The sequence below is a fragment of the Shinella sumterensis genome (genome assembly GCF_004514425.2).
GTDB lineage: Bacteria > Pseudomonadota > Alphaproteobacteria > Rhizobiales > Rhizobiaceae > Shinella > Shinella sumterensis.
In genome coordinates this window covers 77,080-102,475 of record NZ_MYFN02000001.1, presented here as the reverse complement: position 1 = coordinate 102,475, position 25,396 = coordinate 77,080, and the positions used below count along the sequence as shown (strand labels likewise).

General features: G+C 64.4%; 19 protein-coding genes and 2 pseudogenes. 14 read left to right on the top strand and 7 right to left on the bottom strand.

Annotated features, from left to right (window positions below):
* The first annotated feature begins 45 nt into the window (after positions 1-45).
* Entirely contained in the window at positions 46-1,887 is a 1,842-nt protein-coding gene (locus B5M41_RS00450; protein ID WP_134651017.1) for a sensor histidine kinase, read from the top strand.
* Entirely contained in the window at positions 1,884-3,239 is a 1,356-nt protein-coding gene (locus B5M41_RS00445; protein WP_134651018.1) for a sigma-54-dependent transcriptional regulator, read from the top strand. The genes B5M41_RS00450 and B5M41_RS00445 overlap by 4 nt, the downstream gene beginning before the upstream one ends.
* 162 nt (positions 3,240-3,401) lie before the next feature.
* Here the strand turns inward: B5M41_RS00445 and B5M41_RS26965 are convergent, their stop codons facing one another.
* Positions 3,402-5,126, bottom strand: coding sequence for a type VII secretion target (locus B5M41_RS26965; protein ID WP_167719345.1), 1,725 nt, complete (start codon positions 5,124-5,126; stop codon positions 3,402-3,404).
* 363 nt (positions 5,127-5,489) lie between these two features.
* On the opposite strand from B5M41_RS26965, the gene B5M41_RS00435 reads away from it, so the two are divergent.
* From B5M41_RS00435 to B5M41_RS00385, 12 genes and pseudogenes are all read left to right on the top strand, one after another.
* Positions 5,490-5,819: an STAS domain-containing protein gene (locus B5M41_RS00435; RefSeq protein ID WP_134651020.1), complete on the top strand. Its 330-nt coding sequence runs from the start codon at positions 5,490-5,492 to the stop codon at positions 5,817-5,819.
* Entirely contained in the window at positions 5,816-6,184 is a 369-nt protein-coding gene (locus B5M41_RS00430) for a response regulator (RefSeq protein ID WP_134651021.1), read from the top strand. Before B5M41_RS00435 ends, B5M41_RS00430 begins: the two co-directional genes overlap by 4 nt.
* The gene (locus tag B5M41_RS00425) at positions 6,181-8,181 is read left to right on the top strand and encodes a chemotaxis protein CheA (protein ID WP_134651022.1); all 2,001 of its coding nucleotides are present in this window, start codon (positions 6,181-6,183) and stop codon (positions 8,179-8,181) included. The genes B5M41_RS00430 and B5M41_RS00425 overlap by 4 nt, the downstream gene beginning before the upstream one ends.
* On the top strand, positions 8,178-8,696 hold the full coding sequence (locus tag B5M41_RS00420) for a chemotaxis protein CheW (RefSeq protein ID WP_134651023.1): 519 nt from the start codon (positions 8,178-8,180) through the stop codon (positions 8,694-8,696). The genes B5M41_RS00425 and B5M41_RS00420 overlap by 4 nt, the downstream gene beginning before the upstream one ends.
* A gap of 12 nt (positions 8,697-8,708) precedes the next feature.
* Positions 8,709-9,209: pseudogene (locus B5M41_RS27110) on the top strand (MCP four helix bundle domain-containing protein); the annotation flags it as partial.
* A gap of 483 nt (positions 9,210-9,692) precedes the next feature.
* Positions 9,693-10,808, top strand: a pseudogene (locus B5M41_RS27105) (methyl-accepting chemotaxis protein); the annotation flags it as partial.
* Positions 10,809-10,984: 176 nt separating this feature from the next.
* Positions 10,985-12,898 carry a HAMP domain-containing methyl-accepting chemotaxis protein gene (locus B5M41_RS00410; RefSeq protein WP_134651025.1) on the top strand — a complete coding sequence of 638 codons (1,914 nt, stop codon included), beginning with the start codon at positions 10,985-10,987 and terminating at the stop codon, positions 12,896-12,898.
* A 185-nt stretch (positions 12,899-13,083) separates the two neighbouring features.
* Positions 13,084-14,895: a methyl-accepting chemotaxis protein gene (locus B5M41_RS00405; protein WP_230639933.1), complete on the top strand. Its 1,812-nt coding sequence runs from the start codon at positions 13,084-13,086 to the stop codon at positions 14,893-14,895.
* A gap of 2 nt (positions 14,896-14,897) precedes the next feature.
* On the top strand, positions 14,898-15,392 hold the full coding sequence (locus B5M41_RS00400) for a chemotaxis protein CheW (RefSeq protein ID WP_134651028.1): 495 nt from the start codon (positions 14,898-14,900) through the stop codon (positions 15,390-15,392).
* Between the two features lie 16 nt (positions 15,393-15,408).
* Positions 15,409-16,272: a CheR family methyltransferase gene (locus B5M41_RS00395; protein WP_134651029.1), complete on the top strand. Its 864-nt coding sequence runs from the start codon at positions 15,409-15,411 to the stop codon at positions 16,270-16,272.
* Positions 16,272-17,372: a protein-glutamate methylesterase/protein-glutamine glutaminase gene (locus B5M41_RS00390; RefSeq protein ID WP_134651030.1), complete on the top strand. Its 1,101-nt coding sequence runs from the start codon at positions 16,272-16,274 to the stop codon at positions 17,370-17,372. Before B5M41_RS00395 ends, B5M41_RS00390 begins: the two co-directional genes overlap by 1 nt.
* Before the next feature lie 105 nt (positions 17,373-17,477).
* Complete coding sequence (locus B5M41_RS00385) at positions 17,478-18,185, top strand: ParA family protein (protein WP_134651031.1); 708 nt, start codon at positions 17,478-17,480, stop codon at positions 18,183-18,185.
* Between the two features lie 10 nt (positions 18,186-18,195).
* Here B5M41_RS00385 and B5M41_RS00380 read toward each other — a convergent pair whose 3' ends face one another.
* The 6 genes from B5M41_RS00380 to B5M41_RS00355 all read right to left on the bottom strand — a co-directional run bounded on the left by B5M41_RS00380 (position 18,196) and on the right by B5M41_RS00355 (position 25,378).
* Complete coding sequence (locus B5M41_RS00380; protein ID WP_134651032.1) at positions 18,196-19,725, bottom strand: FGGY-family carbohydrate kinase; 1,530 nt, start codon at positions 19,723-19,725, stop codon at positions 18,196-18,198.
* Positions 19,726-19,799: 74 nt separating this feature from the next.
* Positions 19,800-20,642 carry a class I fructose-bisphosphate aldolase gene (locus B5M41_RS00375; RefSeq protein WP_134651033.1) on the bottom strand — a complete coding sequence of 281 codons (843 nt, stop codon included), beginning with the start codon at positions 20,640-20,642 and terminating at the stop codon, positions 19,800-19,802.
* The gene (locus B5M41_RS00370; RefSeq protein WP_167719348.1) at positions 20,639-22,363 is read right to left on the bottom strand and encodes a glycerol-3-phosphate dehydrogenase/oxidase; all 1,725 of its coding nucleotides are present in this window, start codon (positions 22,361-22,363) and stop codon (positions 20,639-20,641) included. The genes B5M41_RS00375 and B5M41_RS00370 overlap by 4 nt, the downstream gene beginning before the upstream one ends.
* Before the next feature lie 12 nt (positions 22,364-22,375).
* Positions 22,376-23,371 (bottom strand): aldo/keto reductase, encoded by a 996-nt coding sequence (locus B5M41_RS00365; protein WP_134651035.1) that lies wholly within the window; start codon positions 23,369-23,371, stop codon positions 22,376-22,378.
* Positions 23,368-24,387: a sugar-binding transcriptional regulator gene (locus B5M41_RS00360; RefSeq protein WP_134651036.1), complete on the bottom strand. Its 1,020-nt coding sequence runs from the start codon at positions 24,385-24,387 to the stop codon at positions 23,368-23,370. Before B5M41_RS00360 ends, B5M41_RS00365 begins: the two co-directional genes overlap by 4 nt.
* A 1-nt stretch (position 24,388) precedes the next feature.
* The gene (locus B5M41_RS00355; protein WP_134651037.1) at positions 24,389-25,378 is read right to left on the bottom strand and encodes an ABC transporter permease; all 990 of its coding nucleotides are present in this window, start codon (positions 25,376-25,378) and stop codon (positions 24,389-24,391) included.
* Positions 25,379-25,396 lie beyond the last annotated feature (18 nt).

Genomic DNA, 25,396 nt, shown 5'->3' with positions numbered 1-25,396 from the left:
ACGAATTTCATTGAGCTCTGTGCGGATTTGTGCTCGAAATGGCCGATGGAAACTTCTGCGGCGAGCCCCGACCAGACAGAGCTTTCGCGCATCGCGCGGCGGCAATGGCTCGCCTTTGCAGTCGTGCTGTTGTTTGCATTGATCGGTGCGCTCCATGCCGCCGGTCTTTATGGCCGCGCCTCCGCGCTTGCCGGCCTGGAGGAGCAGGGCCGCACCGATGCCAATCTGAAGGTCGCGCTGCTGCGCGCCGTGCTGGAGCGCCCCCGCGCCCTGCCCTTCCTTCTTTCGCGCGACCGCGATCTCGCCGACGCCCTGACGGCCGCCGATCCTGCGCCCCGCGCCACGCTTGATCGCAAGCTGGAGGAACTGGTGGCCGGCACCAGTGCCGCGGTGATCTATGTGATGGATGCGGCCGGCATGACGATATCGGCCAGCAACTGGCGCGAACCGACGAGTTTCGTCGGCAACGACTATTCGTTCCGTCCCTATTTCTTCCGCGCGATGCAGGACGGCACGGCGGAGCATTTCGCGCTCGGCTCCGTCAGCAAACGGCCGGGCCTGTACATCTCGCACCGGATCGGCCCGCCGTCCGCGCCGCTCGGGGTCGTGGTCGTCAAAATGGAATTCGACCAGCTCGAACAGGACTGGCATGAAACGCAGCGCCCCTCCTATGTGGTCGATCCCGGCCATGTGGTGCTGATCACCAGCATCCCGTCCTGGCGCTTCATGACCACGCAGCCGCTGCCCGCCGAAAACCTCGCGGCCATCCGCGAGAGCCTTCAGTTCGGCGAGGCCCCGCTTTTGCCGCTGCCCTTCATGCCCACGGCCGACGACAACATCATCCGCGTCGTCGAACCGGGCGGCGGAAGCGAGAACTATCTGCGCATTTCAGTACCCGTGGCCACAACGCCCTGGCGGTTCGAGTATCTCGTACCGGTGACGGAGGCGGTTGCGGCCGGACGGCGTCAGGCACAGTTGCTGGCCCTGCTCCTCATCGGCGTGGCCGCCATTGCCGCCGCGATATGGCTGCGCCGCCGCCAGACGGCGCTTGCGGGCGCGGTACGCGACCAGGCGGCGCGCGAGGAGCTCGAGCGCCGGGTGGTGGAGCGCACGCGTGACCTCAGTCTCGCCCGCGACCGCCTGGAGGCCGAAATCGTCGATCACCATCGAACCGAGACGCAATTGCAGGCCGTGCAGCAGGATCTGGTGCAGGCCAACCGGCTTGCCATCCTTGGCCAGGTGGCCGCCGGCGTGGCGCATGAGATCAACCAGCCGCTCGCCACCATCCGCGCCTATGCCGACAACGCCAAGGTCTTCCTCGGGCGCGGCCGCACGGAGCCCGTGGCGGAAAATCTCGATCATATCGCCGGCCTGACGGACCGCATCGCGACGATCACGGAAGACCTGAAGGCGTTGGCGCGCAAGGGCCGCTCGGGCGAGGAGCCGGTGAACCTGCGCGCGGCCCTGGACGGCGCTGTCCTGCTGCTGCGCAGCCGCTTCACCGGCCGTCTCGATCGTCTGATCATCGCCCCCTTCCCGGCCGGCCTGGAGGTCATGGGAAACCGGCTTCGGTTGGAACAGGTGTTTATCAACCTCTTTCAGAACGCACTGGAAGCCGTTGCGGAAAAGGCGGACGGCCGGGTGGATGTTACCGTCGAGGAAAACGGGACGGAGATCGCCCTGACGGTTGCAGACAACGGTCCCGGCCTTTCAGACACGATCCTCGCCTCCCTGTTCGAGCCCTTCAACACGTCCAAGGAGGCGGGCCTGGGGCTTGGTCTCGTCATCGTCAAGGACATCGTTTCCGATTACGGCGGCCGGCTGGAGGTCGAAACGGACACGCGTGGTGCCACATTCCGCGTGCATCTCAGAAAGGCCGCGCCATGAGCACACCCGTTCTCCTCATCGACGACGACGGGCAGCTGCTGCACGCGACCGCGCAGACGCTGGAACTGGCGGGCTTCGACGTGACGCCGCTTGGCCGCGCGACCGATGCCCTCGGCTCTATAGACAGCGGCTTTGCCGGCGTCGTCGTCTCCGATATCCGCATGCCGGGCATGGACGGGCTGCAACTTTTCGAGCGGATCCGCGCAATCGATGCCGAAATACCGGTGGTCCTCGTCACCGGCCACGGCGACATCCCGACGGCGGTGAAGGCCATCCAGGACGGCGTCTACGATTTCATCGCCAAGCCTTTCCCGGCCGAACGCCTGATCCAGTGCGTGCATCGCGCCGCCGAAAAGCGCCACCTGGTCATGGAGAACCGCCGCCTGAAGCACGCCGCCCGGCAGGCAGAGGATGATTTTCCGCTGATCGGCCAGACCATGGCGATGGACCGTCTGCGCCAGACGCTGCGCCAGATCGCCGATACCGATGTCGACGTGCTCGTGACGGGCGAGACGGGCAGCGGCAAGGAGGTGGTGGCGCGCCTGCTGCATGGCTGGAGCCGGCGCTCGAAGGGCAATTTCGTCGCGCTCAACTGTGGCGCCCTGCCCGAACAGGTCATCGAGAGCGAACTGTTCGGCCACGAGCCCGGCGCCTTTACCGGCGCGCAGAAGAAGCGTGTCGGCCGCATCGAACATTCCAGCGGCGGTACGCTCTTTCTCGACGAACTGGAAAGCATGCCGCTTTCGACGCAGATCCAGATGCTGCGCGTTCTCGAGATGCGCGAAGTAACCCCGCTCGGCACCAACGAGGTGCGCCCCGTCGATATCCGCATCGTTGCGGCCGCCAAGGTCGATCTTGCCGATCCCGAACAGCGCAAGACCTTCCGCGAGGATCTCTATTATCGCCTCAATGTGGTGTCGCTGACAATCCCGCCGCTGCGCGAGCGGCGCGAGGATATTCCGCTGCTGTTCAGCTATTTTGCAGAGCGCGCGGCGCGGCGCTTCCAGCGTGAAGCCCCGCCCCTGTCCGCCGCCATCCTCAAACATCTGGCCGAGCACGATTGGCCCGGCAACGTGCGCGAACTTTCCCATTTCGCAGAACGCGCCGTGCTGGGCATGATGCCACCCGCCGCGCCGCAGACGACGACCGCGCCTGCCGGTGGTGACGGTGGCACACTTCCCGAGCGGCTGGAGAGGGTGGAGGCGCAAATCATCCGCGATACGCTGTCCGCCCAAGGCGGCGACGTGCAGGAGACGATCGCCGCACTCGGCATTCCACGCAAGACTTTCTACGACAAGCTCCAGCGCCACGGCATCGTGCGCCGCGACTTCACGCAGAAAACGGACGGCTGAGCGATCGTCATCGCCGCACGATCCGAGCGCCGGAGCGAGCGGGCGTCTCGTGGCACTGCTTAGAGCATTTCCAGCCGAAGCGAAGTCGCTTCGGCGTCGGATAATGCGGTAAAAACAGGAATCTAGAGCATTTCCGGTGAACCGGAGTTCACCGGAAATGCTCTAGAACAGGGCGTCCTCGAAGAGGTCCTCGTCGCTGCCGGCGGCAGCGGGTGCGGCCGTCGGCTCGGCGGCCACGCCGAAGATGCGGGCGTGCACATCCCGCTCGGACACCATCGTATAGGTCCTGGCGATCCGCGCGCCGAGATCGGCAAGCACGGCTTCGAGGCCGGTCGTATCCGGCAGCTCAGGCCCGCTGAGATCGCCCGCCCGCGCCGTGCAATCCGCGAGGACATCGCCGAGTTCGGCATTGAAATCGAGGCCCTCCACCATGCGTCCGGCCGTTGCGGTGACATCGACCGCGCAGGCGCGCAGGGCCGTCATATCCTCTTCCATGCGGTCACCGGTCTGGCGCAGATGGCCGAGAACGTCCTCAAGCCGCGCATCGAGCGGGTCACCGGCCACAGCGCCGACGGCGCCAAGCTTGCCGGCATCCTCTTCAAGCGATTGCAGCGCCGTGAGGATGCGCTCCGCCGTCTCGTCGAGCTGGCTGGAGAAACTGCGCAGCTCCGCCGTGACGACATTGATCGCGCGGCCTTCCTCGCCGAGCTTGCTGCAGCGCAGGTTGGTGTTGAGTGCCATATACTGGATATCGGTGCGCACCAGCTGGATGGTCTTCACGCCGTTGAGAAGTTCGCGCACCGTGGCGACCGTGCTTTCGCCAAGGGTGTTGGCCTTGTCGGCCACTTGCTCGATGTCGCGCACCACCGCACGCGCAGCGGCGATATCCGCCTCCAGCGTGCGCATTGCGCGGTCGGCGGACGCGCCGTCGCCGGCATCCATCTCCCGATAGAGCGTCATGAGGTTATCGACATCGGCGCCGAAACTGCGGATCGTCTGGACGACGGTGCGGCATTCGCGCTCGAAATCACGCGCGATTTCCGCCAACTGGGCGTGGACGAGATGGCGGATGAACTGCGTCAGGCGCGCCGATGCTTCCTTGTCGAAGCCGCCCGCCGTCAGCTCCGCTTCGAGCATCGTCAGGGCCGACTGGCAGTGTTCGATGCGTTGGCGCGTGATGTCGCCGATCTGCATGGCCGAGAGCGTCGTTGCCACTTTGCCCTGCACGCCGCGAGCCAACGCGCCGACCTTGCCGGCCAGCTGCGAAAGATGCCGGCGCTGCGTGCCGAGGTCCGCGGCGTTGCGTGAAAGGTTGCCGGCGATATCAGGAACGCTGCTGCGGAAGCGCTCCAGCGCATCTCCGCCACCGGCCGAGGCGCTGGAAATGACGGTGCCGAGCGTGCTGATCTTGCTGCCGAGGGCGTTGACCTCTCGCGTGCCGAACTGAATGCGTTCGAGGATTTCTTCCGCAAAGCCGGCGAAATCGGGGATCGCGGCGCCGGTGATCTTGGCTGTGGTGGCGAAGGTGCGCAGGTAGCGCAACGTCTCCTGCATGGCGGCGATGTGGGCGCCGAGGGATTTTTCGGTGAGCGCCACACCGGCGAGCCGCTGCTGGCGCGTCTCCTCGATGCCGGGCAAGGCCGTCAGCTGGTCGATCGTCGCCAGGAGGCGCGCGGTGGTGGCTTCCGTCTCATCGCCCCCCAGCGAACCGGAGAGGTTTTCCAGCGACGCAACGAGCCGGTTGAGCACGTCGAGCACGCCGAGCAGCACGACGCCGCCATCGAGAAAGCGTTGCTCGATGCGAGAACGCGCGCCTTCGAGCCGCGATACGAGTTCGGCTTCATTCGTCTGCTGCTCAAGCCGCAATGCGCCCGCTGTTCCTGACACGCCATACCCCATCTTCAAGAATCCCAGAGCCGACGCTAAGGCAAACAATGTAACGGCCAGTAAATTCGGATTCCCTCATAGAGGCGAAAACGCTCTTTTGGGCCCTCGGCACGCATTATGCGCTGCTTGCACGCATCCCTAGAATTAGTGGTTCATAAATAGTATTAACTATCGCTAATTGACTTGATTTCTCATATTATTCAACTGTTTAATCTTATATTCTAGATCCATTGAATAATGATGTTCTTTTTGCATTCCCCCCAACTGGTGGATTTTGCCTCTCACAATTCACAGTTCGTTAAGCATGAGCTGGGAATTTGCACAGGAAAATAATCTACGCAAAAACCTTATATCGAGGCCTCCATGTCGTCGCCCGCGCCCGATCACACGTCGTTAACCTTACCAAAAACGCTAACGATCAAAAATATACTTGAAGCTCACGAGAAAATTCTGGGCGCCATCGACAATAATGCCGATATTGTACTTGATATCGCCGATGATGCGCAGGTCGATCTCAGCTTCGTGCAGCTTGTCGTTGCAGCACGCAGCCACGCCGCAGAGAAGACAGGACGTGTTCTACTTGCGCGACCGGCGGCAGGCGAGTTGCGCGAGGCTCTCCGGCGCGGTGGCTTTCTCGATGAGCTGACACCCGACGCCGCCCAATTCTGGTTACATCAGGAGCAGACTTTATGACCGCAAAGATTTTGACCGTCGACGACTCAGCCAGCATCCGGCTGACGACACGCATTGCGCTCGGCAATGCGGGCTACACCGTCACAGAGGCCGTCGACGGCCTTGACGGTCTGAACAAGCTGAAGGGCGGGGAATACGACCTCGTCGTCACCGACCTGAACATGCCCAACATGGACGGCCTCACGATGATCCGCGAGCTGCGCAAGCTGCCCGCGCATACCGGCGTTCCGGTCGTCTTTCTCACGACGGAGTCCGACGGCGAGCTGAAGGCACAGGCCAAGGCGGCCGGCGCCACCGGATGGCTCACCAAACCCTTCGACCCCGAAAGCCTCGTCAAGATCGCCCGAAAGGTCCTCGGCAGATGAGCAACCCGGACCCGATCTCAGTCTTCCGGACAGAAGCTGCCGAACTGCTGGAGCAGATCGAGTCCGGCCTTCTCGACCTCACCCGCCGCCTTGACGACCGCGATCAGATCGACGCGGTCTTTCGCGGTTTGCACACCCTGAAGGGCTCCGGCGCGATGTTCGGCTTCGACCAGCTCGCCGCCTTCACGCACCATTGCGAGACCGCTTTCGACCGGGTGCGCAAAGGCGATGTCCCGGCAACGCAGGAACTCGTCTCGGCGGTTCTCTCCGCGCAGGACCATATGCGCGCCCTGCTCGAAACACCGAACGGCGATCACGACGCCGTCAGCGCAGCCTTGCTCGAAGGCCTCCACCGCGCCGTCAACGGTGCGGGCATGCCCGCTTCGGCCCCGCAACACGTCGAGGCGGTTGCGGCTGCCGGCGACGATGCCGGTGGCATGCGCGAATGGCGCATCCGCTTCAGCCTGCCGACCAACGCCATGGCCAACGGCACCAACCCGCTCGGCCTGCTCGACGAGATGCGTGATCTGGGCGAATGCACGATTGTCGCCGACACTGCCAAAGTGCCCTCGCTCGATGCGCTCGATCCGCGCGACATCCATCTCCACTGGCTCGTGACGCTCAAGACGGAACGTCCACGCAGCGAGATCGAGGACGTGTTCATCTTCGTCATGGACGAGATGGAGCTTGATATCACGGAAATCGCCGCCGAGCGCCCTGTCGCTGCAGCGGCCGCCAAAGTCGAGCCGGCCGCACCGTTGACGCCCGTCTTCACCGAGCGCGAGCCCCCGCAGGCGGCCAATGATCCCAAGCAGAACAAGACCGCCGAGAATGTCCGCGTCCCGGCCGAACGCCTTGATGAGATGATGGACCGCGTCGGCGAGCTGGTCATCGCGCAGTCGCGCCTGACGCAGCTCGCGGGCACCGCCGCCGATCTTGGCCTGCGCTCGGTTTCGGAGGAAATCGAACGGCTGTCCGGCGAACTGCGTGACACGATGATGGTGCTGCGCATGATGCCGGTCGCCAGCCTCTTTAGCCGCTTCCGCCGCCTGGTGCACGACCTGTCGCGCGAGACGGGCAAGGAGATCGAGCTCATCACCGAAGGCGAAAGCACCGAAGTCGACAAGACGGTCATCGACCGGCTGGCCGATCCGCTCGTGCATCTCGTACGCAACTCGATCGACCATGGCCTCGAACAGCCCGATGAGCGCGTGGCAGCCGGCAAACCCGCCAAGGGCCGCGTCGCGCTCTCGGCACACCAGACGGGTGGCGAGGTCATCATCACGATCAAGGACGACGGCCGCGGTATCAACCGCGATCGCGTCCGGGCCAAGGCGGAGGCCTCCGGGCTCATCCAGCCGGGCGCAACGCTTGCCGACCAGGATCTTCTCCAGCTGATCTTCCAGCCCGGCTTCTCGACCGCCCAGCAGGTCACGAACCTGTCCGGCCGCGGCGTCGGGATGGATGTCGTGAAGAAGACGGTGGAAGCGCTGCGCGGCACGATCGACATTGCAAGCCGGCCCGGCGAAGGTTCCGAAGTGTCGCTGCGCATCCCGCTGACGCTCGCCATCATCGAGGGCCTGCTCGTGCGCGTCGGCAACGGCAGCTACGTCATCCCGCTCTCGGCGGTCGAGGAATGCCTGGAAATCTCGCTGGAGGACGATGTCCGCTCGCGCGGCCGCAGCTTCATCTCGCTGCGCGACAGCCTCGTGCCCTTCCTGCGCCTGCGCGAGCTCTTCCGCACGGGAACGCAACCCGATCCGCACCAGAAGGTCGTCGTCATCTCGACGGGTTCGGAGCGCGTCGGCCTCGTCGTCGATCAGATCATCGGCGACCACCAGACAGTCATCAAATCCATGTCGAAACTGCACCATGACGTCGTCACCTTCTCCGGCGCGACCATCCTCGGCGATGGCAGCGTGGCGCTGATCCTCGACGTCACCCACCTGGTCGCGGTCGGACAGCAGCAGGAGGCGCAATTGCGGGCGGCAGGATGAGCGAAGCAGCACGAAAACTCGACCATGATGCAATCTGGGGCGCGGACGAGGACCTTTCGGTCCTGACGTTCAATCTCAACGGTGAGACCTTCGCCATCGAAGCGACCGTCGTGCAGGAAATCCTCGATCTCCTGCCGGAGACCCACGTTCCCGGCAGCAAGCCCTTCGTCTCCAGCGTCATCAACTTCCGAGGCAAGGTCATCCCCCTGTCGGATATCCGCCTTGCCTTCGGGATGGAGGCAGTCGAGGCGACGATCGACAGCCGCATCATCGTCATCGAGCTGTTGCTCGACGACGAGACGACGTTGATCGGCATCCGCACGGACAAGGTCAACGAAGTCACCACGCTGCCCAAGGTCGCGAGCGAACCGCCGCCGAGCGTCGGCATGCGCTGGCGGGCGGACTACATCAGCTGCCTCGTCAAACGTGACGGAGAATTCATCATCGTCCCGAACCTGCAGGCGATTTTTGCCCCGCAGAGAGACCGTGTCGGCGTTGCAGCCGGGACCAACTAAAGGATTTAAACGATGCGTATTGCGATCAAGACAAAGCTTATAGCGACCTTCACGACCGTCATCCTGCTTTCCGGCGTCAGCATGTACGTCGCGGTGCAGGATCTCGGCGAGCTGAACAACCGCATGGAACGGGTCGTCAACGGCCGCGCGGCCGCCACGCTCGGCCTGAGCCGGACCGAGACCCTGACCACCGACGTCGCGTCCCAGACCCGCCAGATGATCCTCAGCGAGGACCCCGAGGAGATGGCGGCAATTGCCCGGACCCTTGAGGCAAGAAACGGTGAGATCGCTGCGACGCTGGCAGACGTCCGCTCGAAGCTGACGACGGACGCGGGCCGCGCCATCCTCGACGGTTTCGCCAAGAAGTGGGAGCTCTATTGGGCGCAGAACCTGAAGATGCAGGCGCTGACGCGCAAGAACACCGATGCCGAGGCCCTGCGGATTTCCACGACGGATGGCAGTGCGGCCATATCCGCTGCTGAAGAAAACATCATCCGCTTGTCGAAGACGCTGCAGGAGGCTGCCAATCGCGGTGAGCCGGGTGCGATCGAAAACTTCAGCCGCGTCTCGGAGTTGCGCGCCGGCATCAGCGACTTCTTCCGCCAGCACCGCAATATCCTTCTCGCCAGCGGCGATCCGGAGCGCCAGACGAACTGGGCGGCAGACTATGCCAAGGCCGGTTCCGATGTCGAAACGAACATCTCGATGCTCGTCGCAGGCTTGCAGGGCAACGCCCGCCAGCTGGCCGTCGAGGTGCAGAAGAGCTTCGCGGCCGTCAAGAATGCCGCGGACCGCGGCAACGCGCTGGCACTCGAGCGCAGCAACTTCGAAGCCGGCCGGCTTGCCAACCACGAGATGCGCGCCGCGCGCGAAGAGGCCGTCGCCTCGCTGAACGAGCTCGTCGCCTTCAACGGTGAACGCCAGAAGGAAGATCTCCAGGCCGCGGTCGAGACCTACGAGGCGAGCCGTTCGCTGCTGATCGGTCTTCTCGCCATCTCGACACTGATCGCCGCCGCCGCCGCGTCATGGATCGTGGTTTCCATCGCACGCGGCCTGCGCAAGGCCAACGAGGCAGTTCGTTCCGTATCCGAGGGCGATCTCACCCGCTTTGCCGATATCACCACCAAGGACGAGATCGGCGACCTGCTCGGCTATGTCAACACCATGATCGAGCGCCTGCGCGGCGTCGTGGCCGATGCCCTCTCCGCGTCCGAAAACGTGTCGTCGGGCAGCCAGGAACTGTCGTCGAGCTCGGAAACGCTGTCGCAGGGTGCGACCGAACAGGCGTCCTCTGCCGAAGAGGCATCCGCCTCGATGGAGGAGATGGCCGCCAACATCAAGCAGAACGCCGACAACGCCGCACAGACCGAGAAGATCGCGCGTCAGTCGGCCAAGGACGCCGAAATCTCCGGTGAGGCCGTGGGCCGCGCCGTCGGCGCCATGCGCACCATCGCCGAAAAGATTTCCATCGTGCAGGAAATCGCCCGCCAGACCGACCTGCTCGCCCTCAACGCCGCGGTGGAAGCCGCCCGTGCCGGCGAACATGGCAAGGGCTTTGCGGTCGTCGCCTCGGAAGTGCGCAAGCTCGCCGAACGCAGTCAGGCTGCGGCCGCCGAAATCAGCACGCTTTCCGGCCAGACGGTTTCCGTCGCGACCGAAGCCGGCGAGATGCTGAACCGCCTGGTGCCTGACATCCGCAAGACCGCCGAACTGGTTTCCGAAATCTCGGCCGCCTGCCGCGAACAGGATATCGGCGCCTCGCAGATCAACGAAGCGATCCAGCAGCTCGACAAGGTGACGCAGCAGAATGCCGGCGCATCCGAGGAGATGTCGGGCACGTCGGAAGAGCTCGCCGCCCAGGCGGAGGAACTCCAGGCCTCCATCGCCTTCTTCCGGGTCGACAACGCCGCGCGCAGCGAGCAGAACCATGCCGACAAGCTGCGTGCGACGGCAGCCCGCATGGCGGCGCCGGTCGCCAAGCGCCCGGCCGCGACCCCGGCCTATCGTGCGGCGCCGGCCACGGCCAAGACGACCCGCAGCGGCGGCTTCGCCCTCGACATGTCGATGGGCGGCCCCGACGCCGACGATGACGATTTCCGCCAGAGCGCGTGATTGAACAATCCGCCGCGCAGAACCTGCGCGGCGGAACACCGGCGTGTGTACGCGCCGGCTCAAGGGCCACTTCGACGGTCCGCGGAAGGGTGAATGTATCGGTCTTCACGCATAAAGAACGCCACGTTTCGGTGTGCCGCCGGAACAGGGCATCTGTGATCAAGGAGACCTACTAGATGCGCCTGACCATCAAATTCAAGCTCGCCCTCGTCTTCGGCTTTCTGATCATTCTGCTTTGTGTTTCCGCTGGTATCGGCGTCCGGAGCATGAGCGAGATGAACGCGCTCCGTGACAGCCTTCTTGAAGGTCCAATCCAGCAGGATGATTATGCCGACGAGCTCGCCGGCGCCTTCGACGGCCTTGGCCTCGCCGAAGCGGACCTCCTGCTGGCCTCGACGCTCGAGCGCGCCAACAAGGCGAAATCGACAATGGCCGCGGAGCGCGAGGCTTTCGAGACGGCGCTGAAGCATGGCCAGGAAACCGCCACGGATGAATTCAAGGCGAAGTGGCAGGAAATAAACGACTTCTGGGACGACTACCTCGCGATCAACGAACGAATGGTCGCGCTCGTCGCGTCGGGACAGCGTGACATGGCGATCGAGCTCAACCAGACGGAGGGAACCATCGCCAGTGAGAAGCTCGACAAGATGACCGAGGACCTGGCCGCACTGACCGAAGTGGCGATCAAGGATTCCGACGCCGCCGCCGATGCCCGCTATGCAAGCGCGTTCTACACCCTCGCAGCCCTCACCGCGATCGCCTTCGTTCTTGCCATAGGTGCGGCGTTCTGGATCGCCCTTGGGATCAATTCCGGCCTGCGCAAAATCCGTGAAGCCGCTGAATCCGTCGCAATCGGCGACCTCGACCAGACGATCTCCGTCAAGACGAATGACGAGATCAGGGACCTTGTCTCGACCATCAATATCATGACCGGCAACCTGCGCGAAACGGCCAATATTGCCGACCAGATCGGCAAGGGCGACCTCTCGGTCACGCCGAAGCCGCTTTCCGACAAGGATACGCTGGGTCACGCCATGCTGGGCATGGTCGTCAACCTGCGCAACACCGCCACCATCGCCGACCAGATCGCCAATGGCGACCTGACCGTCACGCCGAAACCGCTTTCCGACAAGGATACGCTCGGCCTTTCGCTGGAGAGCATGGTGGAGCGCCTGCGCGGCGTCGTCGCCGATGCGCTTTCGGCCGCCAACAACGTGTCGTCGGGCAGCCAGGAACTGTCGTCGAGTTCGGAAACGCTGTCGCAGGGTGCGACCGAACAGGCGTCCTCTGCCGAAGAGGCATCCGCCTCGATGGAAGAGATGGCCGCCAACATCAAGCAGAACGCCGACAACGCCGCACAGACCGAGAAGATCGCGCGTCAGTCGGCCAAGGATGCCGAAATCTCCGGCGAGGCCGTAGGCCGTGCCGTCGGGGCGATGCGCACCATCGCGGAAAAGATCTCCATCGTACAGGAAATCGCCCGCCAGACCGATCTGCTCGCCCTCAACGCCGCGGTGGAAGCCGCCCGTGCCGGCGAACATGGCAGGGGTTTCGCCGTGGTTGCTTCGGAAGTGCGCAAGCTCGCCGAGCGCAGCCAGGCTGCCGCCGCCGAAATCAGCACGCTTTCCGGTGAGACCGTATCCGTGGCAACGGAAGCCGGCGACATGCTGACCCGCCTGGTGCCGGACATCCGCAAGACGGCGGAACTGATCTCCGAAATCTCGGCCGCCTGCCGCGAACAGGATATCGGCGCCTCGCAGATCAACGAAGCGATCCAGCAGCTCGACAAGGTGACGCAGCAGAATGCCGGTGCATCCGAGGAGATGTCGGGCACGTCGGAAGAACTCGCCGCACAGGCAGAGGAGCTGCAGGCATCCATCGCCTTCTTCCGGGTCGATCTTTCGTCCAGTGCCCAGGCCGCCGCCCAGCGTCGCCCAGCGCCTGTCGCCGCCCGCCAGCCGGCGGCCAAGCCGATCCGCAAGGCGGACCACGGCATCAACGCCCAGCAGGCCCGCGCCCGCGGCTTTGCCCTCGACATGTCGATGGGTGGCCCCGACGCGGACGATGACGATTTCCGCGAAAGCGCGTGATTGAACATGACCGCCGCGCACCCAAGACGGAGGCGCGGCGGAAGAAATCCGGCGTGTGTACGCGCCGGCTCAAGGGTCGCTTCGGCGGCCCGCGGAAGGGTGAGTGTATCGGTCTTCACGCATAACGGACACCGCATCGGTGTCTCGCCACAATACGGCATCTGTGATCAAGGAGACCTCTTGAGATGCGTTTCACCATCAAACTCAAACTCGCGATCGCGTTCGGCATCATCATTGTCATGCTCGCCGGCACGTCGGTTTACGCCATAACCAGCCTTTCTGCGCTCAACACGGCGATCAGCGACATGATCGCAGGCCCGGCGGCCCGGCTTGAAGCCGCGCAGAATCTTGCGAACTATCAATTGCGTCTCGTACGCTCGCAGATGAACCTCGCGACATCGACAAACCCGCGTGATGCCGCGTCCTACATCGAGGCCGGAGATCGCAACCGCCAGGGCTTCGACGACACACTCAACACGCTCATCGGCCTGGCCTCGGATCCGGCTGCGCTGCAGCAGTGGAAGGATATCGGCGAAAAGCAGAAGCAGGTTGTCCGCCTCGACGATCAGGTCCGTTCCCTGATAGCGGCAGGCAATGCGTCTGAAGCCATTCGTCTCGTCGCGACGGACAGCCGTCGCGTCATGGACGAGATGGAAGAGACCATCAAGACTCGCATCGAAGCCAACAAGGAGATGATGACGGCGGCGGATCATGCAACCGATGCGCAATATGCCACGACGCGCAACCTGATCATGGCCATTTCCGGCGTCGCTCTGCTTCTCGCGGTTGGCGCTGCCATCTGGATCGCCATCGGCATCAATGTCGGCCTGCGCAAGATCAAGGCAGCTGCGGAAGCTGTCGCGATCGGCGACCTCGACCAGAATATCGATGTCAGGACGAACGATGAAATCAAGGACCTTGTCGACACCATCAACGTGATGACCGGCAACCTGCGCAACACCGCCACCATCGCCGACCAGATCGCCAATGGCGACCTGACGGTCACGCCGAAGCCGCTTTCCGACAAGGATACGCTCGGCCTTTCGCTGGAGAGCATGGTGGAGCGCCTGCGCGGCGTCGTCGCCGATGCGCTTTCGGCCGCAAGCAACGTCTCGTCCGGCAGCCAGGAACTCTCGGCAAGCTCCGAAACCCTCTCGCAGGGCGCAACTGAACAGGCATCGTCCGCCGAAGAGGCATCCGCCTCGATGGAAGAGATGGCCGCCAACATCAAGCAGAACGCCGACAACGCCGCACAGACCGAGAAGATCGCGCGTCAGTCGGCCAAGGATGCCGAAGCCTCCGGCGAGGCCGTAGGCCGTGCCGTCGGCGCCATGCGCACCATCGCCGAAAAGATCTCCATCGTGCAGGAAATCGCCCGCCAGACCGACCTGCTCGCCCTCAACGCCGCGGTGGAAGCCGCTCGCGCCGGCGAACATGGCAAGGGCTTTGCGGTCGTCGCCTCGGAAGTGCGCAAGCTCGCCGAACGCAGCCAGGCTGCGGCCGCCGAAATCAGCACGCTTTCCGGCCAGACGGTTTCCGTCGCGACCGAAGCCGGCGAGATGCTGACCCGCCTGGTGCCGGATATCCGCAAGACGGCCGAACTGATCTCCGAAATCTCGGCCGCGTGCCGCGAACAGGATATCGGCGCCTCGCAGATCAACGAAGCGATCCAGCAGCTCGACAAGGTGACGCAGCAGAATGCCGGCGCATCCGAGGAGATGTCGGGCACGTCGGAAGAACTCGCCGCCCAGGCCGAGGAACTGCAGACATCGATCGCCTTCTTCCGGGTCGAGATGTCATCGGGCGGCGCCCAGGTCTCCATGCAGCGCCGCCCCGCTCCCGTCGCCGCTCGCCAGCCCGCCAAGCCGGCCGCCACGGCGTTCCGCAAGGCAGACAACAGCGTCAATGCCCAGCAGGCTCGTGCCCGCGGCTTTGCCCTCGACATGTCGATGGGTGGCCCCGACGCCGACGACGCCGACTTCAGAGAAAGCGCTTGATCATGACCGGTCCGTCCTCCGAATCCCAATACGTCACCTTCTCTCTCGACAACGAGGTCTTCGCGGTGCCCGTTTCGGTCGTCCGGGAAATCCTCGATCATGAGGATGCCTTCCGGATACCGCACGGCCCCGACTACCTGCTCGGGCTGAGGGACGTGCGCGGCCAGGGCGTGCCGGTCATCGACCTGCGTCTTCGTCTTGGCATGACGAAGACGCAGAAGACGCACAACACGCGGGCGCTCGTGCTCGACGTGCCGATCGACGGGAAGATCCTGACGCTCGGCCTCGTCGCGGACCGGGTCTACGAAGTGGTGCCGTTCCGTAACGACGAGATCGAGGGCGCGCCCGATATCGGCGTGCGCTGGCCTTCCGATTACATTTCCGGCGTCGTGCGCCGGAACGGCGCCTTCGTCGTCATCGTCGATCTCGCACGCCTCTTCTCCAGTTCCGAAGTGGCGATGATGGGCACGGCAAACCGCCTTGCGGCCACGGCATAAGTTTCAGGAGGACCGCGTGGCGGCAGCAGCAGCATTACAAACGCAGGCGCAGACGGGCCCGGACGGTTTGAACAGCCGGAACTTCGACGCCCTGTCCCGCTTCATCTACGACTACAGCGGCATCAAGATGCCGATCACCAAACTGACGATGCTGGAGGGCCGTCTTCGGCGGCGCCTGAGGGCCACCGGCATCCCGGACTTCAACAGCTATTGCGACTACCTCTTCAAGCATGGCGGCATCGAGAAGGAAGCCATCTTCCTGATCGACGCCGTCACGACGAACAAGACGGACTTCTTTCGCGAGCCCAAGCATTTCGAATTCATGGAACGGACGGGCCTGCCGGAAATGGCGGCAGCCGGCCACAAGCGCTTCCGGCTGTGGAGCGCGGCCTGCTCCATCGGCGCCGAGCCTTACACGATGGCCATGGTCATGCAGGACTTTATCGAGAAGACGTCCGGCATGGATTATCGCATCCTCGCCACCGACCTGTCGACCGACGTGTTGCAGGCCGCGCGGCGCGGCGTCTATCCGCGCGACATGATCCAGCCCGTGTCCCCCGAAATGCGTCGCAAATACGTGATGGTTTCGAAGGACGCCGCGCGTGGCGAGGTCCGTGTCCATCCGCGCCTGCGCGCGACGGTCGGCTTCGCGCGCATGAACCTCATGGACAACGCCTACAAGGTGGGCGAACCCATGCACATGATCTTCTGCCGTAACGTGCTGATCTACTTCGACAAGCCGACCCAGGCCAAGGTGCTGACGCGCCTGTGCGACTGCCTGCTGCCCGGCGGCTTCCTCTATGTCGGGCATTCCGAAACGGTCACCGGCATTTCCCTGCCGGTGCGCCAGGTCGCCAACACGGTTTTCAAGAAGATCTGATGCCCATTCCGACCAAGAAGATCCGCGTTCTCATCATCGACGACTCCGCCAGCGTGCGCCAGGCGCTGACCCATGTGCTGGAGCAGGATCCGGAAATCGAGGTCATGGGGGCCGCCTCCGATCCGTTCATGGCGGCCAAGAAGATCCAGGAGGAAATGCCCGACGTCATCACGCTCGACGTGGAAATGCCGCGCATGGACGGCATTACCTTCCTGCGCAAGATCATGTCGCAGCGGCCCATCCCGGTGGTGATGTGCTCCTCGCTGACGGAAGAAGGCTCCGAGACGCTGATGCAGGCGCTGGAAGCCGGCGCCGTCGATATCATCCTCAAACCGAAGATCGGCGCTGCCGACCACCTCGCGGAATCCGGCGCGCGTATCCGCCAGGCGGTGAAAGGTGCGGCTGTCGCCCGTCTCGGGGCCGTTCGCCGCGCGATGGCGGCCGCGAGCGCCAGCGCCAACGTGACCACGAAACTGACCGCCGATGCCGTTCTGCCGCCGCCCTCCGGCCGGGCCATGGCAAAGACCACCGAGATGGTGGCATGCATCGGCGCCTCAACCGGCGGCACGGAGGCGCTACGTGTCATGCTGGAACAGCTTCCGGCCAATTCGCCGGGTATGGTCATCGTCCAGCACATGCCGGAAAAATTCACCGCCGCCTTTGCCAAGCGCCTCAACTCGCTGTGCGAGGTCGAGGTCAAGGAAGCGGTTCACGGCGATCCCGTGCTGCGCGGCCATGTGCTGATCGCCCCGGGCGACCGGCACATGATGCTGGAGCGTCAGGGCGCGCGCTACCATGTGGCCGTGCGCGAGGGGCCGCTTGTTTCCCGCCACCGCCCGTCCGTCGACGTGCTGTTCCGCTCCGCCGCGCGCGCGGCCGGCGCCAACGCCATGGGCGTCATCATGACGGGTATGGGCGACGACGGCGCACGCGGCATGGCCGAGATGCACCAGGCCGGCGCCTATACCGTGGCACAGGACGAGGCCTCCTCCGTCGTCTTCGGCATGCCGAAGGAAGCGATCGCGCATGGAGGCGTCGACAAGATCGTGTCGCTCGACCAGATCGCGCGTGAAATTCTCGCTGCCGACCGGCGGCATTGAGAAAAATACACCAACGATTAACCATAGTTGGCGAGGATGACGACGCACCATGCAAGGTGCCCCAGGCGAGCAATGATCGGCTCGAGAACCATTCCGGGGGACCTCATGCCCGTCATCACCTTCGCCAACACCAAGGGCGGCGCCGGCAAGACCACCGCCGTCCTGCTGCTCGCCACCGAACTTGCCCGCATGGGCTACCGCGTCTCCGTGCTCGACGCCGATCCGCAGCATTGGATCACCCGCTGGTACGAGACCTCCGAGGGCCTGCTGGGCAAACGCCTGAACGTCGTTCCCTATGTCACGATGAATTCCATCGACCGCCAGCTCGCCGAAGAGAAAGCGCGTGCCGATTTCGTGCTGATCGACCTGCCCGGCTCGCGCAGTTCCCTGCTTGCCAAGGCCGTCGGCCATGCTGATTACGTGCTGATCCCCGTTCAGGGCTCGGCCATGGATGCCCAGGGCGGCGCCAATGTCATCGAGCTTCTGCAATATCTGGAAGACAAGGCGAACATCCGCATCCGCCATTCCGTCGTGCTGACCCGCGTCAACGCCATGGTGACGACGCGCGCGATGAACGCGGTGAAGGACCTGCTGGCGGCGCGCCGCGTGCACCTGCTTCCGACAGTCATCGGCGAGCGCGCGGCCTTCCGCGATATCTTCGGCTGCGGCGGCACGCTCTATTCGATGGATCCGCGACGCGTCAGCAATCTCGACAAGGCGCAGGAAAACGCCCACGCCATGGCGATCGACGTGCTGCGGCAGATGGCGATCCCCGCCACGGCGAGCGCGACCGTGCTGCGCAAGGTGGCTTAAATCCCTTTCGTCACGCCGCGACACCGGTCGCGGTATTGTCGGTCATTGAAAGGCGCCGCCAGAGCGGCGTCATCGCGGCGGCGATATCCGCATAGAGGGCATAGCGGCGGCTGTAGTGTGCCGCCATCGCGGCATTCGGCCGGTAGTGCCGGTCACTGCGCACCATCGCATTCGCGCCCTCGGTAAAATCGGCAAAGAGACCGACACCCGTGCCGGCGGCAATAGCCGCCCCGAGCGCACCCGTCTCGCGCGACACCGCGACGGACACCGGCACGCCGAGCACATCCGCGAAGATTTGCGGCCAGAGCATGCTGCGCGACCCGCCGCCTGACAGCACCGCCTCCTCGAAGCGCGCTCCGGCCTTGCGGATGGTCTCGATGTGCTGGCGGTGGCCGAAGGCGACGCCTTCCAGCAGCGCCCGGATCAGATGACCCTTGGTATGCCAGCCCGCCATGCCGTAGAAGCCCGCCCGTGCATGGCCGTCCTGCTGGGCGCCGTAGAGATAGGGATGGTAGAGCGGATCGTCGGCCGCCGGTGTGACTGCGGCGGCAAGCGCACAGCAGGCATCGAAGGGCGAGACGCTTTCGTCATGCGCGCCCTCGAAGAACTCCCGCACCAGCCATTCCAGATTGGCCGCCGAAGTCGCGCTGTTCTCCATGGCCATGTAGCGCGTGCGGTCGAAGGTCGACGACATGAAGACGGGACCGTCCAGATCCGGCCCGTCGATCACGACCTGATTGATGCTCCATGTGCCGGCAATGACCGAGGCGCTGCCGGTGCGCGACACGCCGGAACCGAGCGCCGAGGCGACGACGTCGAACAGCCCGCCGACGACGGGCGTGCCCGCCGCAAGACCCGTTTCCAGCGCAACGGCCTGCGTGACCGTCCCGGCGATGTCGGCGCTTTCGATCAGCGGCGGCAGGAGGTCCATGCAGTCGCCGAGGCCATAGGCCTCCATCAGCGTCCTGTCATAGCGGCGGGCAGCAAGGTCGAGCAGGCCGGCACCGGACATGTCCGACATCTCGCTGATCCGCTTTCCCGTGAGGCGGTTGACGACGAAATCCTTGGCGAAGAACACCGTGCCGATGCGCTGGAAAAGCGCGGGCTCCGAGCGCTTCAGCCAGGCAAGAAGAGTCGGTGTCTGGGCAGGCCAGGGACGCTGGCGCCCGATCGGGTAGGTCCGGTCGCCGACGCCTTGTGACGCCCATTCCTCGACAAGGCCGGTGGCGCGCGTATCGATCGACTGGATGCCGATGAGCGGCTCGCCGTCGCGGTCGAGCGCGTAGAGCCCGTTGCCGTGGCCCGCACAGCCGATGGCCGCGATGTCGCTCGCAGCGATGCCCGCCTTCTCCAGGCAGGCGGCGATCACGCGCTTCGCATTCTCCCAGAATTCGCCGAGATCGCGCTCGACATGGCCGGGCCGCGGCATGCGGCTCTTGCCCTCCTGCCCCGCATGGGCGAGTTCGCGCCCATCGAGATCGAAGATCACCGCCTTGATGACGGTATTGCCCGCGTCGAGCCCCAACAGATATTTCGGCATCCTGAACCCCTCCCAAGGTTCGCTTTCCTTCGCGGCGCCGGGAACGCGCTGGCGTCCCCGGTGCATGCTTCACATCAGCCCTGCTGATAGAGCGAATAGGCCTCCTCGCCGCTCGCATCCGCATGAATGATCGCCATCAGGCCGCGCACGACGGCGCTCGGATTGGCATGCTGGTAGATGTTGCGCCCATAGACCATGCCCATTGCGCCCTGCCGCATCAAGGCGGCAGATTTCGCAAAGACGGCCGAGAGGTCTTCCTTGCCGCCGCCGCGCACCAGCACCGGGCAGCGCGCCGCCTCGACGACGCGGTGGAAATCCTCGGCATTGCTCGTGGGATCGGCCTTGACGATATCCGCGCCCATTTCCCTGGCAAGGCGGGTGAGCGTGACGATCTTGTCTGCATCGCCATCCACCATGTAGCCGCCACGCTCCGTGACGGGCTGCATGACCAAAGGCTCGATCATCAGCGGCATGCCGTATTTCTCGCAGTCGGCACGCACACGCGCAATGTTCTGCACGCATTGGCGGAAAAGATCGGGCTCGTCCGGCAGCATGAAGAGGTTGACCACCACGCAGGCAGCGTCCATCTCGAGTGCGCCGATCAACGGCTCCGCCTCGTTCTGGAGCACGGCCCACATGTCGCGGTGGCGGATGCGGTTATACGGATTGCCCATATCGACGCGCATGACGAGCGCCGGCTTGTCCTTGCCCGGCAAGGCCTGCAACAGGTCCGCCTGGCCGTAATTCATCTGGATGGCGTCAGGCTTCGCATCGACCAGCGACCTTACCACGGCGGGCATGTTCTCCAGCCCGTCCAGAAAGGACGGTTCGTTGCACACGCCGTGATCGATCGCGACGTCCAGGCAACGGCCGTTGCCGAACAGCCGGTTCATCCTGACCTTGCGGTTGTCTCTCATCGTTTACTCCTTTGTTCGTTCCTTGCGGACAGGGTTTCCTCCGCGACGCCATGGCGCTCGCGCATGAGGGTGAGAAATCGGTCGCGCTCCGCCGCGGTGCGCTCTGCGCTCCAGCCTTTTTCGCCGGCCAGCACGTCCAGCGTCGCATCGACCATTGCAAGCGACACTTCGCCGGAAATGGCGAGCGTCGTGCGGCGTAAAAGCAGGTCGTCGAGATGTTCGACGGCCTCGCCCCTGATGAGGTAGAGGACTTCCCGCACGCTGTATCCTTCGTGCGGCAGCGGCCGGTCGGCTTCCGCCGCGATGAAGCGGGCGATATCCTCGGTTTCCGTGCCGTAGCGCGCGAAAAGCGTTTCGATGCGTGAGACGGGTACGCCTGTCGATGCCGAAACACGGCTGATCCAGCTGCCGCGATCCCCGGGGAAGCCGCGCCCGCCGCCAATGGCGCGCTCACCCGTGGCAACGCGGCGCGCATGCCCCAGCCGGGCGAGCGCCATGTCTGCGGCAAGCTCCCCGAAGGAGCGGAAGGTCGTCCACTTGCCGCCGATCATGCACAGCACCGGCGGGCCGCCATCCTTGCCCTCCAGCACCGTACAGAAATGATCGCGCGGGATGCGGCCGGTGAAGCTGTCCTTGCTGGCAGGCAGGGGGCGCACGCCGGCAAACTGGAAGACGATCTCCTCCGGCCGGATGGTGACACCGGGCAGCACGAAGGCGAGCGATTGCAGGATATAGTCCCGCTCATCCGCCTCGCACCGCACCGTGCCGGGATCGTCGACACGGATATCCGTCGAGCCGACCAGCACCTTGCCGAGATAGGGAAACAGGATGCAGATGCGCCCGTCCTCATTCTCGTAATAGACCATGTGGCCATCGAGCATGTCGCGCAGCGCCGGATTGTCGACGATGAGATGCGAGCCCTTTGTGCCACCCATCAGCGGCGGCGGCGTATCGGCATCGGCAAACAGCGTGCGGTTGGCGATATCGATCCAGCCGCCGGTGGCATTGATGATCAGCCGCGGCACAATCGGCAGCGTCGCGCCGGTCACGCCGTCGCGCAGCAGGTAGGTCCCCTCGCCGGCCTGCTCTGTTGTCGCATAGTTGAGTGCTCTGGCGTTCGGCCCGGCAGACAACGCATCCTGCAAAAGCTCGATGCCGATGCGTTCGGGATGGCTGACCCAGGCGTCGTAATAGGTCGCCGAATTGCGGATCGACGGATTGAGCGACGGCCACTTGGCAAGCGTCGCCTTGCGGCTGCGGAACTGGTGCTTGGGCATCAGTGCGCGCTTGCGCGTCAGGAAATCGTAGATTCCGAGACCGGTCTTGATGGCGATGGCGCCACGCCGGCTGGGGCGTCGCGTCAGGCCCAGAAAACGCACGAGGCCGTTGGCAAGCCCCGAGAAGGTATCGAAGATCGGCACGGTCGTCGGCAGCGGCGCGACGTAATGCGGTGCATTGCGCAACAGCCTGTCGCGCTCCATGAGCGATTCCTTGACGAGGCTGAATTCGCCGTTTTCGAGATAGCGCAGCCCGCCATGAACCATGCGCGAGAGCGCCGCACTCGCGCCGGAGCAATAGTCCGCCTTCTCGACGAGCAGCACGTTGACGCCTTGCAACGCCAGCTCACGGAAGACGCTGAGCCCGTTGATGCCGCCGCCGAGGACGCACACGTCCACCTTCGGGCTTTGGCGAAGCCCGTCCAAAATCTCGTTCCGGTTCATGATGGCAGTCCGTTATCCGTCCATATTGGCCAGTTTCGCCGCTATGGCATTGTTGATGACCGCGAGGTCTTCCTGCGAGAGCCGGAGCGTGCCGGCCCGTGCATTGTCGAGCGCCTGGGTGGCGTTTCTCGCCCCGCACAGCGCAAAGGTCACGCCGGGCTGCGCCAGCGTCCAGGCAATCACCACCTGCGCGATGCTGGCATCATGCCGCTCGGCCACGGCGCCGATCGCCTGCGCGAAATCCTTGGCTTTCTGCCGGTTGGCGACGGAAAAGCGCGGATTGTCCTTGCGCTGGTCGTCGCCCGCAAAGACGCGGTCGGGGCCGATGGCGCCGGAGAGCAGGCCAAGCGCCAGCGAGGAATAGCTGAGCGTTGCAACACCGTTTGGAACCGTGAGCGGCAGCAGGTCCGCCTCGATCTCGCGATCGATCATGCTGAACCGCTCCTGGATCGCGTCGAGCGCGCCGGTCGCGATGTATTGTTCCAGTTCGGCGCGGTTGACGTTGCTGGCGCCGATGGCGCGGATCTTGCCGGCCTTCTTCAGTTCCTCCAGTGCCGCGACGGTCTCCGCGATGGGTGTCGTCGGGTCCTGCCAGTGGGTGATGTAGAGATCGATGTAATCGGTGCCGAGCCGGCGCAGGCTCTGCTCGACCTCATGAATGATTGCATCCCGGCCGAGATAGCGGTGGACCGGCTTGCCGTCCTGATCGAAGAAGTGCCTGCCCTTCTGCGTATGCCAGACCAGGCCACACTTCGTCGCAATGACCGCCTTGTCACGCCGGCCGGCAATGGCCTTGCCGACAATCTCTTCGGAACGGCCGAGCCCATAGGCCGGCGCGGTGTCGATGAGGCTCACGCCCGCATCGAGCGACGCCTGGATGGCGGCGATGGATTGCGCCTCGTCGGTGCCGCCCCACATCCAGCCGCCGATGGCCCAGGTGCCGAGGCCGACGGCCGAGGCCTTGACGCCGGAGCGCCCGATATCGCGGATCAACTGTTCGCCGCTCATGCGGAAAGTCCTTCTTCGGAGGCCAATTCGAGGATGCGCGCGCCGGTCGCCTCGTCGGTGACGAGTGTGTCCAAGTGATTGCCACGCAGCACGCTGAGAATGGAGCTTGCCTTGTTGAGGCCGCTCGCCACGCCGATCTTCGTCGGGATCGAGGCGAATTCCGCGAGCGTCAACGAAACGAGGGAACGGTTGAGCGAGTAGTCGCACACCTGCCCGTCGCCATCCAGGAGATGGGCGAGCAGTTCCGCACTCGCACCGGAATGCTCGATGGCGCTGCGGTCCGCGCTCGGCGAGGGGTGCAGGTCATAGTAGGTCGAATCCGAACTCAGGATCGAGCCGATGCCGACCACCGCGACCTTCGCCTCGCGAGCCCGTTGGAAGACATCGGCCACCGAACGCATGTTGATGAGCATGGCGCGCTGGGCGGCATCGTCTGCAAACAGCGGCGCATGGATCTGCCAGGAGCGGCCGCCCAGGCGCTCGGCCATCAGCGTCGAGACGTGGTTGACGTCGGTATAGTGCTTGCCCTGCACGCAGCCCGTGGCGGGAATGACCTCGACATCGAAGCGATGCGGCGCCTGAAGGCCGGCGACCACGGCGCTCACACCCTTGCCGCCGGTGATGCAGATCGTGTCGCCATCGCCGATCTCCTCCAACAGCAGCCGGGCGGCCGCCTCGCCGACGGCGAGAAGCGCGGTCTGCGGATTGTCGGAAACCGTGGGCACCACCACGGCGCGGCTGATGCCGCCGAGCGCCAGAAGCCGTTCCTCCAGGTCGACCAGCGGCTCGACCGGCGACTTGATCTTGATCTCGACGAGGCCGAGCTGGCGGCCGCGTTTGATCAGCCGGTTGACGGTGGCATGCGAGATACCGAGCTGGTCGGCGATCTGCGCCTGCGTCAGGCCCTCCAGAAAATGCAGCACGAGCGCCTGGTGCATCTGACGGGCGATGACGATTTCCTCGCGCGGCGCCGTTGCCCGGGGTTTCAGCGATGGTTTCAGTCTGGCGATCGGCATGTCAGACGGCCTTCCGCTTGTGCAGGAAATGATCGATCGAAACGGCTGCGAGAAGAATGCAACCCTTGATCATATCCTGCCAGTAAACCGAAACGTTCAGAAGGATCAACGACGAGGTGACGAGCGACAGCAGCGCGATGCCGAGGATGGCGCCGAGAATGGTGCCCGAGCCGCCATTGAGCGAGGCCCCGCCGATGACGGCCGCCGCAATGATGTTCAGCTCCATGCCAACGCCGAATGTGGGCGTGGCGGCGCCGAAGCGGGACATGTAGATCACGCCTGCAACGCCTGCGAGCGTCGAGCAGAGCACCGTGACCCAGAACTTCACCTGATTGGTCTTGATGCCCGAATAGAGCGCGGCCTTCTCGTTGCTGCCGGTGTAGAACACCTTGCGGAAGGCGGTCGCCCGGCGCAGCAGGAAATCGAACAGCACGACCACGGCGACGAAGATCAGGATGACATAGGGCACACCGTAGAAGGTGCCCTGCCCCACCTGCTTGAAGGACGCCGGCAGCGTGAAGAGCGACAGCGGCGTGCCCTTGGTGATGATGAGGCAGAGCCCGCGCACGATCACCATCGCCGCCAGCGACGTGATGAAATGGTTGAGGCCGACAACGGTCACGAAGAAGCCCATGGCGCCGCCGATCGCCGCACTCGCGAAAATACCGATAAGCGAGGCCGACCAGGGATCGAGCCCGGCGAGGAAGAGCGAGCCCGACAGCACCATGGCGAAACAGACGACGGAGCCGACCGCAAGATCGATGCCGCCGACGATGAGCAGGATCGTCATGCCGACGACGACGATGCCGTCGACAGAGAAACTCATCAGCATGGCGCGGAAGTTGCCGAGCGTCAGGAAGTGCGGTGACGCGAAGGTCATGGCGATGCTGAGCGCGAGAATGATGGCGATCAGCCCGGCCTCGCGCATGGTGCCGACGCGCTTGAAAGACGATGTCCTCGGCGACGGTGCCGTCATCGTATCGATTGCCATGGTCTTCTCTCCCGCTTC

Excerpts from the sequence above, each read along its gene's own strand:
- B5M41_RS00430 (WP_134651021.1), top strand. The coding sequence starts at position 5,816 with ATGACCGCAAAGATTTTGACCGTCGACGACTCAGCCAGCATCCGGCTG.
- B5M41_RS00435 (WP_134651020.1), top strand. The coding sequence starts at position 5,490 with ATGTCGTCGCCCGCGCCCGATCACACGTCGTTAACCTTACCAAAAACG.
- B5M41_RS00360 (WP_134651036.1), bottom strand. The coding sequence starts at position 24,387 with ATGCCGATCGCCAGACTGAAACCATCGCTGAAACCCCGGGCAACGGCG.
- B5M41_RS00380 (WP_134651032.1), bottom strand. The coding sequence starts at position 19,725 with ATGCCGAAATATCTGTTGGGGCTCGACGCGGGCAATACCGTCATCAAG.
- B5M41_RS00370 (WP_167719348.1), bottom strand. The coding sequence starts at position 22,363 with ATGAACCGGAACGAGATTTTGGACGGGCTTCGCCAAAGCCCGAAGGTG.
- B5M41_RS00420 (WP_134651023.1), top strand. The coding sequence starts at position 8,178 with ATGAGCGAAGCAGCACGAAAACTCGACCATGATGCAATCTGGGGCGCG.
- B5M41_RS00385 (WP_134651031.1), top strand. The coding sequence starts at position 17,478 with ATGCCCGTCATCACCTTCGCCAACACCAAGGGCGGCGCCGGCAAGACC.
- B5M41_RS00445 (WP_134651018.1), top strand. The coding sequence starts at position 1,884 with ATGAGCACACCCGTTCTCCTCATCGACGACGACGGGCAGCTGCTGCAC.
- B5M41_RS00450 (WP_134651017.1), top strand. The coding sequence starts at position 46 with ATGGAAACTTCTGCGGCGAGCCCCGACCAGACAGAGCTTTCGCGCATC.
- B5M41_RS00400 (WP_134651028.1), top strand. The coding sequence starts at position 14,898 with ATGACCGGTCCGTCCTCCGAATCCCAATACGTCACCTTCTCTCTCGAC.
- B5M41_RS00405 (WP_230639933.1), top strand. The coding sequence starts at position 13,084 with ATGCGTTTCACCATCAAACTCAAACTCGCGATCGCGTTCGGCATCATC.
- B5M41_RS00355 (WP_134651037.1), bottom strand. The coding sequence starts at position 25,378 with ATGGCAATCGATACGATGACGGCACCGTCGCCGAGGACATCGTCTTTC.
- B5M41_RS00425 (WP_134651022.1), top strand. The coding sequence starts at position 6,181 with ATGAGCAACCCGGACCCGATCTCAGTCTTCCGGACAGAAGCTGCCGAA.
- B5M41_RS00390 (WP_134651030.1), top strand. The coding sequence starts at position 16,272 with ATGCCCATTCCGACCAAGAAGATCCGCGTTCTCATCATCGACGACTCC.
- B5M41_RS00375 (WP_134651033.1), bottom strand. The coding sequence starts at position 20,642 with ATGAGAGACAACCGCAAGGTCAGGATGAACCGGCTGTTCGGCAACGGC.
- B5M41_RS00410 (WP_134651025.1), top strand. The coding sequence starts at position 10,985 with ATGCGCCTGACCATCAAATTCAAGCTCGCCCTCGTCTTCGGCTTTCTG.
- B5M41_RS00365 (WP_134651035.1), bottom strand. The coding sequence starts at position 23,371 with ATGAGCGGCGAACAGTTGATCCGCGATATCGGGCGCTCCGGCGTCAAG.